General features: G+C 67.7%; 12 protein-coding genes and 2 tRNA genes. 12 read left to right on the forward strand and 2 right to left on the reverse strand.

What is annotated here, in order from left to right:
* Positions 1-141 precede the first annotated feature (141 nt).
* The 9 genes from OG300_RS31985 to OG300_RS32025 all read left to right on the forward strand — a co-directional run bounded on the left by OG300_RS31985 (position 142) and on the right by OG300_RS32025 (position 10,826).
* A complete protein-coding gene (locus tag OG300_RS31985; RefSeq protein WP_405498761.1) occupies positions 142-693 on the forward strand; it encodes a DUF721 family protein in 552 nt (183 codons plus the stop codon).
* 399 nt (positions 694-1,092) lie between these two features.
* A complete protein-coding gene (gyrB, locus tag OG300_RS31990; protein ID WP_405487427.1) occupies positions 1,093-3,126 on the forward strand; it encodes a DNA topoisomerase (ATP-hydrolyzing) subunit B in 2,034 nt (677 codons plus the stop codon).
* Positions 3,127-3,208: 82 nt separating this feature from the next.
* Complete coding sequence (gene gyrA / locus OG300_RS31995) at positions 3,209-5,722, forward strand: DNA gyrase subunit A (protein ID WP_405487429.1); 2,514 nt, start codon at positions 3,209-3,211, stop codon at positions 5,720-5,722.
* A 90-nt stretch (positions 5,723-5,812) separates the two neighbouring features.
* Entirely contained in the window at positions 5,813-6,745 is a 933-nt protein-coding gene (locus OG300_RS32000; RefSeq protein ID WP_405487431.1) for a DUF3566 domain-containing protein, read from the forward strand.
* Between the two features lie 134 nt (positions 6,746-6,879).
* Positions 6,880-6,953 (forward strand) — tRNA-Ile (locus OG300_RS32005).
* Positions 6,954-6,971: 18 nt separating this feature from the next.
* A tRNA-Ala gene (locus tag OG300_RS32010) sits at positions 6,972-7,044 on the forward strand.
* 83 nt (positions 7,045-7,127) lie between these two features.
* Positions 7,128-7,412 carry a hypothetical protein gene (locus OG300_RS32015; RefSeq protein ID WP_405487433.1) on the forward strand — a complete coding sequence of 95 codons (285 nt, stop codon included), beginning with the start codon at positions 7,128-7,130 and terminating at the stop codon, positions 7,410-7,412.
* A gap of 30 nt (positions 7,413-7,442) precedes the next feature.
* Positions 7,443-7,550, forward strand: coding sequence for a DLW-39 family protein (locus tag OG300_RS32020; protein ID WP_405487435.1), 108 nt, complete (start codon positions 7,443-7,445; stop codon positions 7,548-7,550).
* Between the two features lie 129 nt (positions 7,551-7,679).
* Positions 7,680-10,826, forward strand: a complete 3,147-nt coding sequence (locus OG300_RS32025) for an ATP-binding protein (RefSeq protein WP_405498762.1) — start codon at positions 7,680-7,682, stop codon at positions 10,824-10,826.
* On the opposite strand, the gene OG300_RS32030 is transcribed toward OG300_RS32025, so the two are convergent.
* Both OG300_RS32030 and OG300_RS32035 read right to left on the reverse strand, forming a co-directional pair.
* Positions 10,800-11,621, reverse strand: coding sequence for an ABC transporter permease (locus OG300_RS32030; RefSeq protein ID WP_405487437.1), 822 nt, complete (start codon positions 11,619-11,621; stop codon positions 10,800-10,802). The two genes, OG300_RS32025 and OG300_RS32030, sit on opposite strands and share 27 nt — an antisense overlap.
* The gene (locus OG300_RS32035) at positions 11,618-12,568 is read right to left on the reverse strand and encodes an ATP-binding cassette domain-containing protein (protein WP_405487439.1); all 951 of its coding nucleotides are present in this window, start codon (positions 12,566-12,568) and stop codon (positions 11,618-11,620) included. Before OG300_RS32035 ends, OG300_RS32030 begins: the two co-directional genes overlap by 4 nt.
* 184 nt (positions 12,569-12,752) lie before the next feature.
* Between OG300_RS32035 and OG300_RS32040 the strand changes: the two genes are divergently transcribed.
* The 3 genes from OG300_RS32040 to OG300_RS32050 all read left to right on the forward strand — a co-directional run bounded on the left by OG300_RS32040 (position 12,753) and on the right by OG300_RS32050 (position 16,073).
* Complete coding sequence (locus OG300_RS32040; protein WP_405487441.1) at positions 12,753-13,778, forward strand: adenylate/guanylate cyclase domain-containing protein; 1,026 nt, start codon at positions 12,753-12,755, stop codon at positions 13,776-13,778.
* 457 nt (positions 13,779-14,235) lie between these two features.
* On the forward strand, positions 14,236-15,234 hold the full coding sequence (locus OG300_RS32045; RefSeq protein WP_405487443.1) for an ATP-binding cassette domain-containing protein: 999 nt from the start codon (positions 14,236-14,238) through the stop codon (positions 15,232-15,234).
* Positions 15,231-16,073, forward strand: a complete 843-nt coding sequence (locus tag OG300_RS32050) for an ABC transporter permease (RefSeq protein WP_405487445.1) — start codon at positions 15,231-15,233, stop codon at positions 16,071-16,073. Before OG300_RS32045 ends, OG300_RS32050 begins: the two co-directional genes overlap by 4 nt.
* Positions 16,074-16,075: the final 2 nt, after the last annotated feature.

The raw sequence follows: 16,075 nt of genomic DNA on the forward strand, positions 1-16,075 counted from the left end.
TGCGCCATCGCCGTCGCGTCCGGGCGAGTCTGTCGGTGGGATGCGGCAGAATCACGTGACGAACCTAAGGTGATCATCGAGTTTCAACGGGTGTGGAAGGAGTTGTGGATGGCCGAGACGCCGGAAGCCGACGACCGCGGGATGCCCGGCTCGAATCCTGGTGCGCCGGGCCAGGAACCGGAGTTGCGCGGAGTGGATCTCGCGCGCCGAGCCCTGGAGGAGGCGCGGGCGGCGGCCCGGGCCGCGGGTAAATCGGTCGGTCAGGGCCGGGCTTCGCCGCGTAAGGGCGGTGTTCGCGCCTTGCGTCGCCGCGGCTGGTCGGGGTCGGGCCCGGATGACCGGGATCCGCAGACGCTCTCGGCGCTGGCGATGCAGTTGGCGAAGGGCCGCGGCTGGTCGACGAAGGTCGCCGAGGGCACGGTGTTCGGTCGCTGGGCGAGTGTGGTGGGTGAGGACATCGCCTCGCACGCGCAGCCCATCTCGCTGGAGAACGGCGTGCTGAGCATTCAGGCCGAGTCCACGGCCTGGGCAACTCAGCTGCGCATGTTCCAGTCGCAGATTCTCGCGAAGATCGCGGCCGCGGTCGGCAACGGTGTGGTGAAGCAGTTGCGGATCAATGGCCCGACCGCCCCGAGTTGGCGTAAAGGCGACCGGCACGTCAAGGGCCGCGGCCCGCGTGACACCTACGGATAGTCCGCGCCCGGACCGGATTGCCCTGGTCGCCCGACTGTTTCACGTGGAACCGTGCTGCCCTCGGGGAGATCGCGGCGAACCTTCGCGCAAACTCTCCCGGGGGTGTGCTCGCAGCGGCCGCTGAAGCTCTTTTGACCCCCCGGGGCCAAGGCAGATCATGTCGGCGATCGATTTCACTCATCTACGGCGCACTCAGGGGTGTCATAGGTGGGTTCTCTGTCGGTCGTACCAGTAGGATGGGGGAGTAACTAGCGGCGATCCCTCCCGGCGCGTCTCGCAGCGCCCGCGCGTGAGCCCCCGTAATTCTCGAGCAGACATCTGCCCCGAGGCCTTACGCGTGCCGGATGCACTGTGCCGGGAGGATCAGCAAGTAAGGAGAGCTACCGACCAGTGGCTGCCATGGACTCCAACGCAGACGGCTCGACCAAGCCCAAGTCAGGCGAATACGGTGCTGCCTCCATCACCGTTCTCGAGGGCCTCGAGGCGGTTCGTAAACGGCCCGGTATGTACATCGGCTCCACGGGCGAGCGAGGTCTGCACCACCTGATCTGGGAGGTCGTCGACAACTCGGTCGACGAGGCGATGGCGGGTTACGCCACGCGTGTCGACGTCACGCTGCTGGCCGATGGCGGTGTCGAGGTCGTGGACGACGGCCGCGGTATTCCGGTCGCGATGCACGCGCAGGGGGTGCCGACCATCGAGGTGGTCATGACCCAGCTGCACGCGGGCGGCAAGTTCGACTCCGATTCCTACGCGGTGTCCGGTGGTCTGCACGGCGTCGGCATCTCGGTGGTGAACGCGCTGTCGACCCGCCTCGAGGCGGACATCGACGTGGACGGCTTCCACTGGACCCAGGAATACAAGGATTCCAAGCCGGGCAAGCTCTTCCAGGGTGACGCCACCAAGCGCACCGGTACCACCATCCGGTTCTGGGCGGATCCGAACATCTTCGAGACCACCGTCTACAACTTCGAGACGGTCGCGCGTCGCCTGCAGGAGATGGCGTTCCTGAACAAGGGACTGACCATCACCCTGACCGACGAGCGGGTCGCCGAGGCCGATGTGGTCGACGAGGTGGTGAGCGATACCGCCGAGGCGCCCAGGCATATCGACGAGAGCGCGCCGGCCCCTGCCCCGAAGGTCAAGACCCGGACCTATCACTACCCGGGCGGCCTCGAGGACTACATCAAGCACATCAACCGGACCAAGACGCCGATCCACAACTCGATCGTGTCGTTCAGCGGTAAGGGCACCGGTCACGAGCTCGAGGTGGCGATGCAGTGGAACTCGGGTTACTCCGAGTCCGTGCACACCTTCGCCAACACCATCAACACCCACGAGGGTGGCACCCACGAGGAGGGCTTCCGCGCGGCGCTCACCACGGTGGTGAACAAGTACGCGAAGGACAAGAAGCTCCTCAAGGAGAAGGACGGCAACCTCACCGGTGACGACATCCGTGAGGGCCTGGCCGCCATCGTGTCGGTGAAGGTGTCGGAGCCGCAGTTCGAGGGTCAGACCAAGACCAAGCTCGGCAATACCGATGTGAAGGGTTTCGTGCAGCGCACCTGCAACGAGCACCTGAACCACTGGTTCGAGGCCAACCCGGCCGATGCGAAGACGATTGTGCAGAAGGCGGTTTCGTCGTCGCAGGCGCGGATGGCCGCGCGTAAGGCGCGAGAGTTGGTGCGCCGCAAGTCCGCGACCGATCTGGGTGGTCTGCCGGGCAAGTTGGCGGACTGCCGGTCCAAGGATCCGAGCAAGTCCGAGATCTACATCGTGGAGGGCGACTCCGCCGGTGGTTCGGCCAAGTCGGGCCGTGACTCGATGTACCAGGCGATCCTGCCGTTGCGCGGCAAGATCATCAACGTCGAGAAGGCGCGCATCGACCGCGTGCTGAAGAACAACGAGGTGCAGTCGATCATCACCGCGTTCGGCACCGGCATCCACGACGAGTTCGATATCGCCAAGCTGCGCTATCACAAGATCGTGCTGATGGCCGACGCCGACGTGGACGGCCAGCACATCTCGACGCTGCTGCTCACGCTGCTGTTCCGTTTCATGCGGCCGCTGGTCGAGCAGGGGCACGTGTATCTGGCGCAGCCGCCGCTGTACAAGCTGAAGTGGCAGCGCAGCGAGCCGGAGTTCGCGTACTCCGACCGGGAGCGCGATGGTCTGCTGGAACAGGGCCTGGCCTCCGGTAAGAAGATCAACAAGGACGACGGCATCCAGCGCTACAAAGGTCTGGGCGAAATGAACCCGAAGGAGCTGTGGGAGACCACGATGGATCCTTCGGTGCGCGTGCTGCGGCTCGTCACTCTCGACGATGCCGCCGCGGCCGACGAACTGTTCTCCGTCCTGATGGGCGAGGACGTGGAGGCGCGCCGCAGCTTCATCACTCGCAACGCCAAGGATGTGCGGTTCCTCGACGTGTAGTGCGACCGGCGTGGGGGAGTAGTTCCCCCACGCTCACGCGCCCCGAGGACCACCCCAAAAGACTTCTTACGGAGACCAATTCATGACTGAGACTTCGCTTCCGCCGTCGGGCGGCGACCGCATCGAGCCGGTCGACATCCAGCACGAGATGCAGAACTCGTACATCGACTACGCCATGAGCGTGATCATCGGGCGCGCGCTGCCCGAGGTCCGTGACGGTATGAAGCCGGTGCACCGCCGGATCCTGTACGCGATGTACGACAACGGGTATCGCCCCGATCGCAGCTATGTGAAGTCCGCGCGCCCGGTCGCCGACACCATGGGTAACTACCACCCGCACGGTGACACGGCCATCTACGACACCCTCGTGCGTATGGCGCAGCCGTGGTCGCTGCGGTATCCGCTGGTGGACGGTCAGGGCAACTTCGGTTCGCGCGGTAATGACGGCGCGGCCGCCATGCGTTACACGGAGTGCCGTCTGACGCCGCTGGCGATGGAGATGCTGCGCGAGATCGACCACGAGACAGTCGATTTCCAGGCGAACTACGACGGTAAGACGCAGGAGCCGACGGTGCTGCCCGCCCGGGTGCCCGCGCTGCTGATGAACGGCTCCAACGGTATCGCCGTCGGTATGGCCACCAATATCCCGCCGCACAACCTCACCGAGTTGGCCGCCGCCATCTACTGGGCGCTGGAAAACCATGAGGCGGACGAGGAATCGACGCTGGCCGCCTGCATGGAGCGGGTGAAGGGTCCGGACTTCCCTACCTCGGGTCTGATCGTCGGCACCCAGGGCATCCACGACGCGTACACCACCGGCCGCGGTTCCATCCGCATGCGCGGTGTGGTGGAGATCGAGGAGGACAGCCGGGGTCGCACCACGATCGTCATCACCGAGCTGCCGTACCAGGTCAATACCGACAACTTCATCAACGCGATCGCCGAGCAGGTGAAGGACGGGAAGATCGCGGGTGTCTCCGACATCCACGACGAGTCCTCCGACCGTGTCGGCATGCGCATCGTGGTGACGGTCAAGCGGGACGCCATCGCGAAGGTGGTGCTGAACAACCTCTACAAGCACACCCAGCTGCAGACGTCGTTCGGTGCGAACATGCTCTCGATCGTCGACAAGGTGCCGCGCACGCTGCGCCTGGATCAGATGATCCGCCTGTATGTCACCCACCAGTTGGAAGTGATCATCCGGCGCACCAAGTACCTGCTGCGCAAGGCGGAGGAGCGCGCCCACATCCTGCGCGGTCTGGTGAAGGCGCTCGATCAGCTGGACGAGGTGATCGCCTTGATCCGCCGTTCGGCCGATACCGAGACCGCCCGCACCGGCCTGATGCTGCTGCTGGAGATCGACGAGATCCAGGCGACCGCGATCCTCGACATGCAGCTGCGTCGCCTCTCGGCGTTGGAGCGGCAGAAGATCCTCGACGAGTTGGCGAAGATCGAGGCCGAGATCGCGGATCTGAAGGACATTCTGGCCAAGCCGGAGCGGCAGCGTGCCATCGTCCGTGACGAATTGGCGGAGATCGTCGACAAGTACGGCGACGAACGCCGCACCAAGATCATCGCGGCCGACGGCGACGTGCAGGACGAGGACCTGATCGCCCGCGAGGACGTGGTCGTCACCATCACCGAGACCGGCTACGCCAAGCGCACCAAGACCGACCTGTACCGCTCGCAGCGGCGCGGCGGCAAGGGCGTGCAGGGCGCGGGTCTCAAGCAGGACGACATCGTCAAGCACTTCTTCATCACCTCCACCCACGACTGGCTGCTGTTCTTCACCAACAAGGGCCGGGTGTACCGGGCCAAGGCGTACGAGCTGCCCGAGGCCAGCCGGACCGCGCGCGGTCAGCACGTGGCGAACCTGCTGGCGTTCCAGCCGGACGAGAAGATCGCCCAGGTCATTCAGATCTCCTCCTACGAGGACACTCCTTACCTGGTGCTGGCCACCCGCAAGGGCCTGGTGAAGAAGTCGAAGCTGACGGACTTCGATTCCAACCGGACCGGCGGCATCGTCGCGGTGAATCTGCGCGATGAGGACGAATTGGTCGGCGCGGCACTGTGTTCCGCCGAGGACGACCTGCTGCTGGTGTCGGCGCACGGTCAGTCGATCCGGTTCTCCGCCAATGACGAGGTGCTGCGCCCGATGGGTCGCGCCACCTCCGGCGTGCAGGGTATGCGCTTCAATGCCGACGACGAATTGTTGTCGCTCAACGTGGTTCGCGACGAGGAGGGCATTTACCTGCTTGTCGCGACGGCCGGTGGGTACTCCAAGCGGACTGCCATCGGCGAGTACACGGCGCAGGGTCGTGGCGGCAAGGGTGTGCTGACGATTCAGTACGACGAGAAGCGTGGCAGTCTTGTCGGTGCGCTCATCGTCAACGACGAGGATGAGCTGTACGCGATCACCTCGGGCGGTGGTGTCATTCGCACTCTGGCCCATCAGGTTCGCAAGGCCGGGCGTCAAACCAAGGGCGTGCGGTTGATGAACCTGGGCGAGGGCGATACTTTGCTCGCGATCGCTCGGAACGCGGATGAGCCCGACCAGGTTGCCGAAGATGACACCAGCGGTTCGGCGAAGCAGTAGTTTCACCACAGCAGCGGCGGCACAAACGGATCGAAGGATTCACCATTGACCACGAATCAGCCGAATGACCAGCGCGGTCATGCCAATGGCGTGACCGAGAGAATCGCCCCGTCCCCGATTCCGCCGCGCCCGATTCCGCGGACCGGCGGGAACGACGGCGGTGCGCCGCAATCACCCGAATTGTCGGACCAGTCCGGTGATTTCGGGACAGAAGGTAACAATTCGGCAGAGGCCGCCGCAGCGGATTCCGCCGACGCACAGGGTGGTTCTCCGTTCCAGGAGGGTTGGTCGCAGCTGCCGCAGCGGGAGCCGCAGTCCAATCTGTACCGCCCCGGCCAGTCCCCGACCTCGGGGCGGCCGGGCACCACGGGCAGTCTCGGCAGCGCCGGGCTCTCCGGTGGTGGCGGCCTGAACGCGGGTGTCTCCAACGCGCGCACCACCGCCGACCTGGCGGCCAAGGCGGCGCGCAAGGAGGCGGCGATGGTGAAGTCCGTCGGCATCGACGGACCGACCCGCAGCATCGCCCGCCCGGAGCTGGTCAAGGATCTGCCGGATCTCTCCGAGCTGCGGCACCCGCTGCCGCCGCCGGAGCCGATCGCCCCGGCCGGTCCGGTGTCGCCGTCCGCCCCCGCGGCGGTCGCGGCGGCCGCGGCCACCGGTGAGCCGCTGCGTGCCACCGTGCAGGTGCGCCACATCGATCCGTGGTCCACGCTGAAGGTGTCGCTGGTGATCAGCGTCGCCATGTTCTTCGTGTGGATGCTGGCGGTCGGCCTGCTGTACCTGGTGCTCGAGGGTATGGGTGTGTGGGGTCGTCTGAACTCGACCGTCTCCACCTTCACCGACTCCTCGGACAGCAGCTCCTCGTCGCTGATCGACGCGGGCGCGGTCTTCGGGTACGCCGGTGTCATCGGCCTGATCAACGTGGTGCTGCTGACCGCGCTGTCCACGGTCGGCGTGTTCGTCTACAACCAGTGCACCGATCTGGTCGGCGGTATTCAGGTCACCCTGTCCGACCCCGACTAGGCATCGTTTCCGATCCACCGCGACGGCCGGTCCGGTCTGCTCCCGCAGGCCGCTGACCGGCCGTTTTGGTTATCGGCGGCGGGGTACGGTAATCTTCTGCCTCGGTTCGAGTTACACATTCGGACCGACGATGAGGGCCTATAGCTCAGGCGGTTAGAGCGCTTCGCTGATAACGAAGAGGTCGGAGGTTCAAGTCCTCCTAGGCCCACCCTCAAAGTTTTTTCCCGGGGCCTTAGCTCAATTGGCAGAGCACTGCCTTTGCAAGGCAGGGGTTAGGGGTTCGATTCCCCTAGGCTCCACTTTGTTCCGGTTGCCCGGAACTCCTCCGCCCCAGTAACTGGGGTCCTCCCCGCGGCGTTGTTGTTCATTACCGTCGCTGTTCATGTTGAAGAAGACTTTCGCCGTCCTCGCCTGTGCCGCAGCCATTTCCGGTATCGGCGCGGGTTCGGCTTCGGCACTGCCGGTGGGCTCCGCCAATATTCCGGTGAATCTGGGTTCCGCTAATGCTTTGACCGGTTCGGGTGCGCTCACCGGTAGTGCCAACGCGCTGGGGAACGGGCTGGGCGGCAGTCAGATTCCCATCATCAGCGGTAGCGCCCAGGATCTGGGCAATCTGATCAACTGCCTGTTCCCCAGCCGCGCCGTGGTGTGCGTGACCGGAGGCTGATCCGCCCGCTCCGCCAGTAGGGTGGAAACCATGAAACTTGTTCTCACACTTGTCGTTGTGGCCGCGGTGGTTTTCGGGATCAGCAAGCTGCGTCAGCGTAATGACGCCGACCTGTGGCACGAGGTCACCACCCGCTGAATTCGCCGACGGGACACGGTTTCTCGTCGCTGAACCGCTCATGCCCGGCCGCCCGGTATCTCTGGGCGGCCGGTTGCGTCTGTGCCGGCCGCCGCGCGCCGCTCCGATCGCTAGGGTGGCGTCGTGAGTATGCGGTTGACCCTCCTGTCCGGGGTTGCGGTGGACGGGCGGGAGGTCACGGGGCCCAGGGTGCGCGCGCTGCTGGCCTTGCTGGCCACGGACCTGCGGGGCGGCCTGAGTGCGGGCGCGCTGGTGGATGGGTTGTGGACGGAAGCGGTGCCGGAGCATCCCGGCAAGGCGCTGCAGGTACTGGTGTCGCGCAGCCGGGCGCAATTGGGTGCGGAGCTGATCGCGGGCACGGCTACCGGGTATCGGCTGGCCCTCGATCCCGGTGAGGTGGACGCGACCGCGTTCGACGCGTGCGCGGATGCGGCCGAACGGCATGCGCGTGCCGGGGACGCGGTGGCCGCGCTGGGGCAGGCGGAGGCCGGACTGTCCCTGTGGGACGGCGGGATCGGTGCATCCGGCGCCGAGGATCCGGTGACCGCATTGCGGGCGGCGCGGGTGCCCATACGACACCGACTGCTGACGGTGCGCGCGCTGAGCCTGTCGCGCACCGGTCGCCATGCCGAGGCGGTCGGGCCGCTGGCCGAGGCGGCGGCGCGCGAACCTCGTCGTGAGGAGATCCTGGCCGAATTGCTGCGCGCCGAGGCCGCTACCGCCGGGCCCGCGGCCGCACTGGCCCGCTACGACGGTTACCGGCGCACGCTGCGCGACGAGCTGGGCGCGGATCCGGGTGAGATGCTGCGGGCCGCGCATCGGCAGCTGCTGCACGCGAACGAACCGGTCGTGCGCGCGGGCCTGCGACACGATCCGAATCCGCTGGTGGGCCGGGACGGTGAGGTGCGGGCGGTGACCGGCCTGCTGCATCGCTCCCGGGTGGTGTCGGTGGTGGGTCCCGGCGGGCTCGGTAAGACGCGGTTGGCGCACGCCGTGGGTTACGCCGCGCGACAGCGCGCGGTCTTCCTGGTCGAATTGGCGTCCGTGGCACGGGACGACGCGGTGGCGGCCACGGTCGCCGCGGCGCTGGGGGCGGGGGAGGTGGCGGGCGGTCACAGTGTCGCGGGGCCGGTGGCCGGGATCGCCCGCAAGCTGGGGTCCGGTGCGGCGCTGCTGATCCTGGACAACTGCGAGCAGGTGCTGCCGGGGGTCGCCGACCTGGTCGGCGCGCTGGTGTCGCTGACCAGGGAGCTGCGGGTACTGGTCACCAGCCGGGCCCCGCTGGGCCTGAGTTCGGAAGTGGTGCACCAGCTTCCGGCCCTGGAGCCGGTACTCGCCGCCGAGCTGTTCACACAGCGGGCTCGGGCGGTGCGCCCGGATGTCGAGTTGCCGTCCGAGCACGTCCACGCGCTCTGCGTGGAACTCGACGGTCTGCCGCTGGCGCTGGAACTCGCCGCCGCCCGGGTCCGCGTGATGTCCGTGGCCGAGATGCGTGACCGGCTGGCGGACCGCTTCACCCTGCTGCGCGGCGGTTCCCGGGATGCGCCGCAACGGCATCGGACCCTGCACGCCGTCGTGGAGTGGAGCTGGCAGCTGCTCGACGAGCCGGGCCGCGCAGCGATGCGCCTGCTGTCGGTGTTCCCGGACGGTTTCACCGCGGCGGCCGGAAACCGGGTGCTGGACGGCGATCTCGTCGACACCCTCGATCTGCTCACCTATCTGGCCGACCAGTCGCTGATCCAGGTGACCGGCACAGCGGCGGGCACCCGCTTCCGAATGCTGCGCACCGTGCGGGAATTCGCGGCCGCACGCCGGGCCGACGTGGGGGAGGAGCAGCGGGCGCTACGCGGATTCCTGGCCTGGGCCACCGAATTCGGGCTGGAGCGGACCCCATACGCACTGACCGAGCTGGCCGAGACGACCGTTGTCGCTCCCGACCAGGACAATCTGGTGCGGGCCCTGGGGCACGCGCTCGCCGAGGACAACGGTGCGGCGGTCGCGGCGATCTGGTCGGTGCTGGGCAGTCACTGGTTCGTCGGCGCGCACTACGCCCGGGTCGGCGAGTTCGCCCCCGCCTGTGCCCGCGTGCTCTCGCATCTGCGGCCGGAACCCGCACTGGTGGCGGCCACTCGGACCGCAGCGGTCGTGTGCGCGATGAACCGGGCGGTGCAGGGCGGATTCGACGCCCGGGCGCTGCTGGTGCTGCGCGGACTTCCGGCCGCGCCCCCGGATACTCCGGTGGGTGCGCTGGCGGCTGCTTTCCGTACCGCACCCGAGTTGCTCGGTGGCGACCACGCCGTCCTGGATCGCCTGTGCGGCAGCGACAGTCCGCTGCTCGCGGCCCTCGGCCGGCTGCTGCGGAGCGTGCTCGCCGAGCAGTCCGGTGATCGCGCCGCCGCGCTCGCCGCCGCCGAACTCATGCTCGCCGCGCTGGAGCGTGCGCCCGGCGACTGGCTGCGCTTCCAGGCCCGCTGCCGCATCGGACGATTGGCCCTGATGTCGGAGCGCGCCGATCAGGCGCAGCGTGAGCTGGCGGCGGCCCTGCACCAGCTCGACGGGCTGGGTCCGCGTCCGGACCGCGGTGACCTGGTGGTCGGATCGGCTTTGGCGGCACTGCAATTCGGCGATCTGGAGGCGGCCGGGGCGCTGCTGGCGCAGCTGCCCGATCGCGCGGATCCGTTCGCACATCCGTACGCGCTGGTCGCGCACGCCGAGATCCGGCTGGCGCGCGGTGACCAGGAGGACGGCCTGTGGCGCTGGCGCGACATCGTGAAACTGGTGTCCGGCACCGAGAATCCGTTCTATCGTCCGGATCCGCGCGGGGTGCAGGTGTGGGCGCTGGAGGTGTGCGCCGCGGCGGTCATGGCGCACGCGCAGGGGGATCGGCTCGACCTGGTCGCCGATCTCATCGCCGAGCTGACCGGGCAGGCGCTCGCGCTGCTGGCCGCGCCGAGCGGGCACCAGGAGGGGCATCTCGCCGAATCGACGGCCTGCGGTGCGGTGCTGCTGGCGCTGGCCGCCGTGGATCTGGCTCGCGGACAGGCGGTTTCGGGAGCCGAGCTGACCGCGCTCGCCGAGGCGTTCGGTCCGCCGCACCAGATCCACCCGACCATGGCGAGCGCCCGGGCCCGTGCCGCGGCCGAAAACGCCGACGAGGCGGCGTATCTCGAGTCTCGCTCGAGCTACGCCGCCCTGGATTTCGCCGGACTGCGGGCCGCCACCCTGTCGGTGCTGGAGCGACGTCGCGCCCTAGCGACCGGGCTCGCGGGCCAGTAGCTTGGCCGCGCCCCAGAACGCGACCACCGTGATACCCGCGCACCATGCCACCGCGATCCACGCCTGATCACCGATCGGGGTGCCGAGCAGCAGCCCGCGCAGCGACTCCATCACTGGTGTGAAGGGCTGGTGCTCGGCGATCCAGCCCAGCCAGGCGGGCATGGAATCGGTGGGGACGAATCCGCTGCCGAAGAACGGCAGGATCATCAGCAGCATCGGCAGATTGGACGCGGTCTCGACACTGTCGCTGACCAGCCCCATGATCACCGCGATCCAGGTGATCGCCAGGGTGAGCAGCGCCAGCATGCCCGCCGCGCCCAGCCAGCCGAGCAGGCCCGCGCTGGGCCGGAAGCCGACGAGAAGTGCGACGCCGATGACCGCGGTGACACTGATGAAGGTCTGCACCAGGCTGCGCACCACGTGCCCGGTCAGCAGGGACGGCCGGAAGATCGCCATGGTCCGGAACCGGGACACGATGCCCTCGGTCATGTCGGTGCACACCGACACCGCGGTCGCGGTGGCCGCGCTCGCCACCGCCAGCAGCAGGATGCCCGGCGTCACGTAGTTGACGTAATCGCCACGCCCACCGGACTTTCCGAGTCCGGCTCCGAGGGTGCCGCCGAACACGTAGACGAACAGCAGCAGGAACACGATGGGCCCGATGACGAGCGGGACGGTCATGGCCGGGTAGCGCAGGATGTGGATCAGGCTGCGCCGCACCATCATCGACGAATCGGTGACGGCGTGCAGCATCCGGGTGGCGGGGCTGGTGGGCGTGGTGGTCGGGGTGCTCATCGCACGGACTCCTTCGGGCGGCCGGTGAGGGCGAGGAAGACATCGTCGAGATCGGGTGTGTGGATGGACAGTTCGGCGGCCTGGACACCCGCGCCGGAGAGCCGGTCGAGCAGCGTGTGCAGCGAGTCCACGCCGCCGTCGCCGGGCAGCTGCAGGGTCAGTTCGTCGTCGTCGCGGACGCCCGCGCCGAGCAGGCGGGCGGCGGCGGCGAGGGCTTGCGGGTCGGTGAAGCGCAGGTTCACGTGGCCGCCGGGGACCAGTCGCTTGAGTTCGCCGGGGGTGCCCTCCGCGACCAGACGGCCGCCGTCGAGCAGGGCGACGCGGTCGGCGAGCTGATCGGCCTCCTCCAGGTACTGCGTGGTGAGGAAGACGGTGGTGCCGCCCGCGACCAGTTCCCGGATCAGCCGCCAGACCGCGCGCCGGCTGCGCGGGTCGAGTCCGGTGGTGGGCTCGTCGAGGAACAGCACCTGCGGGCGGCCCATCAGACCCATGGCGATGTCGAGCCGCCGCCGCATGCCGCCCGAGTAGGTGGAGGCCGGTTTGCGGGCCGCGTCGATCAGGTCGAATTGTTCGATGAGCGCGGCGGTCCGGCGTTTGCGCTCGACGCGGCCGAGATGGTGCAGGGTGGCCATCATGGCGAGGTTCTCCTCACCGGTGAGCAGGTTGTCGACGGCCGCGAACTGGCCGGTGAGCCCGATGGCGGCGCGCACGGCGTCCGGTTCGGTGCGCACGTCGTGGCCCGCGACCCGGATCTCGCCCGCGTCCGCGCCGATCAGCGTGGACAGGATCTGCACGCTGGTGGTCTTGCCCGCACCGTTGGGGCCCAGCAGTGAGAACACGGTCCCGGCCTCGACCCGCAGGTCGATGCCGTCCAGGACCTGATGTCCGCCGTAGGCCTTGCGCAGCCCGGTCACCGTGATGGCCGGTGGGCGTCGGGTGATGGTCATCTGTCTCTCCTCGATTTCGCGACCGGGTCGGTCGCTGTCGAGAAGAAGACTGCGGGTGCGTGGATTCACCGCGGTGTCGGCGTGGTTTCACGTGAAGCAAGTCGTGAAACCGACCGGAAAGTTCAGGACTGTGACACGGGACAACCGGGAGTTTTCCGCTCGATCGACGCCGTATCGTCGAGGCATGGCGTCCGCTGAGATCTCCGAACTGGTGCAGTCCGTGGTGGAGCCATACCTGCTGAGCGGGGCGCGCAAGTACGACCGCCGGCAGGTATCGGATCTGACCGGGCTGCCCAACTCGGTCACTCGGCGACTGTGGGTGGCCCTGGGCTTCCCGGCCGATCCGGACGACAACGCGGTCGAGTACAGCGAATCCGATATCGAGGCCGCGCAGACCTTCGCCAAGCTGAATGTGCTCGCCTCCGCGGACGTGCACCGGCAGACCACCGCCGCGCGCACCCTGGGCCGGTCCATGGCGCGGCTGGCCGAATGGCAGGTCGATCTGGTGACCGAGGAGATCCTGGATCGCATCGCCAACATCACCCGGGAGGATCCCAGGGTGGATCCCAAGGAGGCGGCCCGGATCGCCACCGACGAGGTGGTCTCCGAGTTCGAGACGTTGCAGCGCTACGCCTTTCGCCGCCACCTGGATGCCGCGCTGGCCCGCTCGCTGGACGAGGGGGCGGTGACCGGTGACACCATGCGGGTGCTGGCCGTGGGATTCGCCGATATGGTCGGCTACACCCGCCTCACCCGCCACCTGGAGCCCGATGAGCTCTCGGCGCTGCTGGAGGCCTTCGAGACGGCCACCAGCAATGCGATCGTGGCGCACGGCGGCTGGGTGATCAAGAACGTCGGCGACGAAGTCATGTTCGCCGCCAATACCGCCGTCGAGGGCGCGCGGATCGCGCTGGCCGTGCAGGAGGCCGCCATCGCCTCGCACGGCGTCACCCAGGAGCTGCGGGTGGGGCTGGCCTACGGGGAGGTCCTGCAACGTTTCGGCGACCTGTACGGGTCGGTGGTGAACATCGCCGCCCGGCTCACCGGTGTGGCTCGGCCGGGCACGGTGCTGGTCGACGACGGCGCGGCCGTGGCGATCGAGCCGGACCCGCAGTTCCTGCTGCGGCATCTGGCGACGGTGCGGGTGAAGGGTATCGATCGGCTGCACGGACATGTGCTGCGCCGCAATGAGATTCGCCCCCTGGTCTGAAACCGATCCGTCTGTTTCCCGGCTTCGTCCCGGTATTCGAACCGACCCCGGACATAGGGGCGGGCCTCGGCGAAGGGGGGGAGTTAGCCGAGGCCCGCGTTAGGTCGGCCCGGGGGGGAGGGGCCGACGCTGACGATCCTACGCGACGAATTCCGATCGTGCGGCTATCGGGGCATCGCGTTCGAAGATTTTTTGAGGAAAAAGTGTCATACCCCGGTGGGACGATGCCGGTGTGACCGAATTGACGGGGATCGGCGAATTCGACTCGTGTAGTTCACGACTCGCGATCCGGGCGGTATCCCGGAGCGCCCCTGCCGGGGTGTGGCGCGCCACCGGTAATTCGGATGCCCGAAGTGCCCGATACGGGCCATACTGGCCGAGAGTGTTCGGTCTTGTTCAATGACATCAGTGCAGTTCAGCGCTGCGGCAGCCCAACCAACGAGACATCAGGAGAATCATGCCCGACGCCATAGTCGCCGAGGGACTGGTCAAGAGATACGGCCAGCTGGTCGCACTCGACGGCCTCGATCTGTCCGTCCCCGAAGGCACCGTCACCGCCCTGCTCGGCCCCAACGGCGCGGGTAAGACCACCACCGTCCGCGTACTCACCACCCTGCTCATTCCCGACGCCGGGCGCGCCACCGTCGCCGGGGTGGACGTCCTGAAGGATCCGCAGCTGCTGCGCTCCCGCATCGGCGCGTCCGGCCAGTACGCCGCCGTCGACGAATACCTCACCGGGTTCGAGAATCTGGAGATGGTCGGGCGGCTCTATCACATGGGTGTGCAGCGCAGTAAGGACCGCGCCCGCGAGCTGCTGGAGCGCTTCCGGCTCACCGACGCCGCCGATCGGCCGGTCAAGGGCTACTCCGGCGGAATGCGCCGCCGCCTGGACCTGGCGGGCGCGCTGGTCGCGAATCCGCCGGTGCTGTTCCTGGACGAACCCACCACGGGCCTGGATCCGCGTGCGCGCCTCGACCTCTGGGATGTCATCGAGGAACTGGTGGCGGCCGGCACCACGCTGCTGCTGACCACCCAGTACATGGAGGAGGCCGACCGGCTCGCCGACTCCATCGCCGTCATCGACCACGGCAATGTCATCGCCGAGGGCACCGCGAACGAGCTGAAGGCGCTCGTCGGCGGCGACCGCATCGAACTGATCGTGGAGCACGCGGACAGTCTCGCCATCGCGCAGCAGGCCCTGGAAGGGTTGGCGCAGGGCGAGATTCGGATCGAACCCGGGCTGCGCCGCCTCGTCATCCCGGTCGAGGACGGTTCGCAAGCGCTCGTCGACACCATCGCGCAGCTCGCGAAACACGAAGTGCGCATTCAGGATGTGGGTCTGCGCCGCCCCTCGCTGGACGACGTGTTCCTGTCGCTGACGGGGCACGAGGCCGACGAGCTGATCAACGGCAAGCGCACGGACAGCGACGAGAAGGTCGGGGGTGGCGCCCGATGAGCGCGACCCTGGCCGTGGCCGAAAAGCCCTCGCTCACACAGCGACTCGCCATCGTGGTGACCGACAGCGTCACCATCACCAAGCGCAACGTCATCAAGATCCGGCGGGTGCCGGACGTGCTGATCTTCTCGACGCTGTCGCCGATCATGTTCGTGCTGCTGTTCGCCTACGTGTTCGGTTCGGCGATCCAGTTGCAGGGCACCTCGTATCGCGAGTTCCTGATCGCCGGAATCTTCGCGCAGACAGTGGTTTTCGGCGCGACCTTCACCGGGCTGAGCCTGGCCGAGGATATGCAGAAGGGCATCATCGACCGTTTCCGCTCGCTGCCGATGGCCCCGTCCGCGGTGTTGATCGGCCGCACGCTCGCGGACGTGTGCATCAATGTGGTGAGCCTGGTGGTGATGTCGCTGACCGGTCTGGCGGTGGGCTGGCGGATTCGCGGGTCGTTCTTCGACGCGGTGCTCGCCTACGTCCTGCTGCTGCTGTTCGCGTACGCGGTGTCGTGGATCATGGCCGTGGTGGGCCTGCTGGTGCGCGCGCCGGAGGTCTACAACAACGCCAGCTTCATGGTGATCTTCCCGCTCACCTTCATCGCCAACACCTTCGTGCCGACCGCGACGCTGCCGACCGTGCTACGCGTTGTGGCGGAATGGAATCCGGTGTCGGCGGTGACGCAGGCGACGCGTGATCTGTTCGGCAACACCAGCCCGCTGGGGCCGAGCGCCGATGTCTGGCCGATGCGGCATCCGGTCGCGACGACCCTGATGTGGGTCGTCGTGATCCTGGTGGTCTTCGTGCCGCTGGCGCTGAATCAGTACAAGCGGTCGGTGAGTCGCTGAGC

The organism is Nocardia sp. NBC_00511 (assembly GCF_045161165.1).
GTDB lineage: Bacteria > Actinomycetota > Actinomycetes > Mycobacteriales > Mycobacteriaceae > Nocardia.

What these genes read in the sequence shown, in the direction of transcription:
- OG300_RS32020 (WP_405487435.1), top strand. Translation starts at nt 7,443, where the DNA reads ATGAAACTTGTTCTCACACTTGTCGTTGTGGCCGCGGTGGTTTTCGGG.
- gyrA (WP_405487429.1), top strand. Translation starts at nt 3,209, where the DNA reads ATGACTGAGACTTCGCTTCCGCCGTCGGGCGGCGACCGCATCGAGCCG.
- gyrB (WP_405487427.1), top strand. Translation starts at nt 1,093, where the DNA reads ATGGACTCCAACGCAGACGGCTCGACCAAGCCCAAGTCAGGCGAATAC.
- OG300_RS32035 (WP_405487439.1), bottom strand. Translation starts at nt 12,568, where the DNA reads ATGACCATCACCCGACGCCCACCGGCCATCACGGTGACCGGGCTGCGC.
- OG300_RS32045 (WP_405487443.1), top strand. Translation starts at nt 14,236, where the DNA reads ATGCCCGACGCCATAGTCGCCGAGGGACTGGTCAAGAGATACGGCCAG.
- OG300_RS31985 (WP_405498761.1), top strand. Translation starts at nt 142, where the DNA reads ATGCCCGGCTCGAATCCTGGTGCGCCGGGCCAGGAACCGGAGTTGCGC.
- OG300_RS32025 (WP_405498762.1), top strand. Translation starts at nt 7,680, where the DNA reads ATGCGGTTGACCCTCCTGTCCGGGGTTGCGGTGGACGGGCGGGAGGTC.
- OG300_RS32030 (WP_405487437.1), bottom strand. Translation starts at nt 11,621, where the DNA reads ATGAGCACCCCGACCACCACGCCCACCAGCCCCGCCACCCGGATGCTG.
- OG300_RS32040 (WP_405487441.1), top strand. Translation starts at nt 12,753, where the DNA reads ATGGCGTCCGCTGAGATCTCCGAACTGGTGCAGTCCGTGGTGGAGCCA.
- OG300_RS32015 (WP_405487433.1), top strand. Translation starts at nt 7,128, where the DNA reads ATGTTGAAGAAGACTTTCGCCGTCCTCGCCTGTGCCGCAGCCATTTCC.
- OG300_RS32050 (WP_405487445.1), top strand. Translation starts at nt 15,231, where the DNA reads ATGAGCGCGACCCTGGCCGTGGCCGAAAAGCCCTCGCTCACACAGCGA.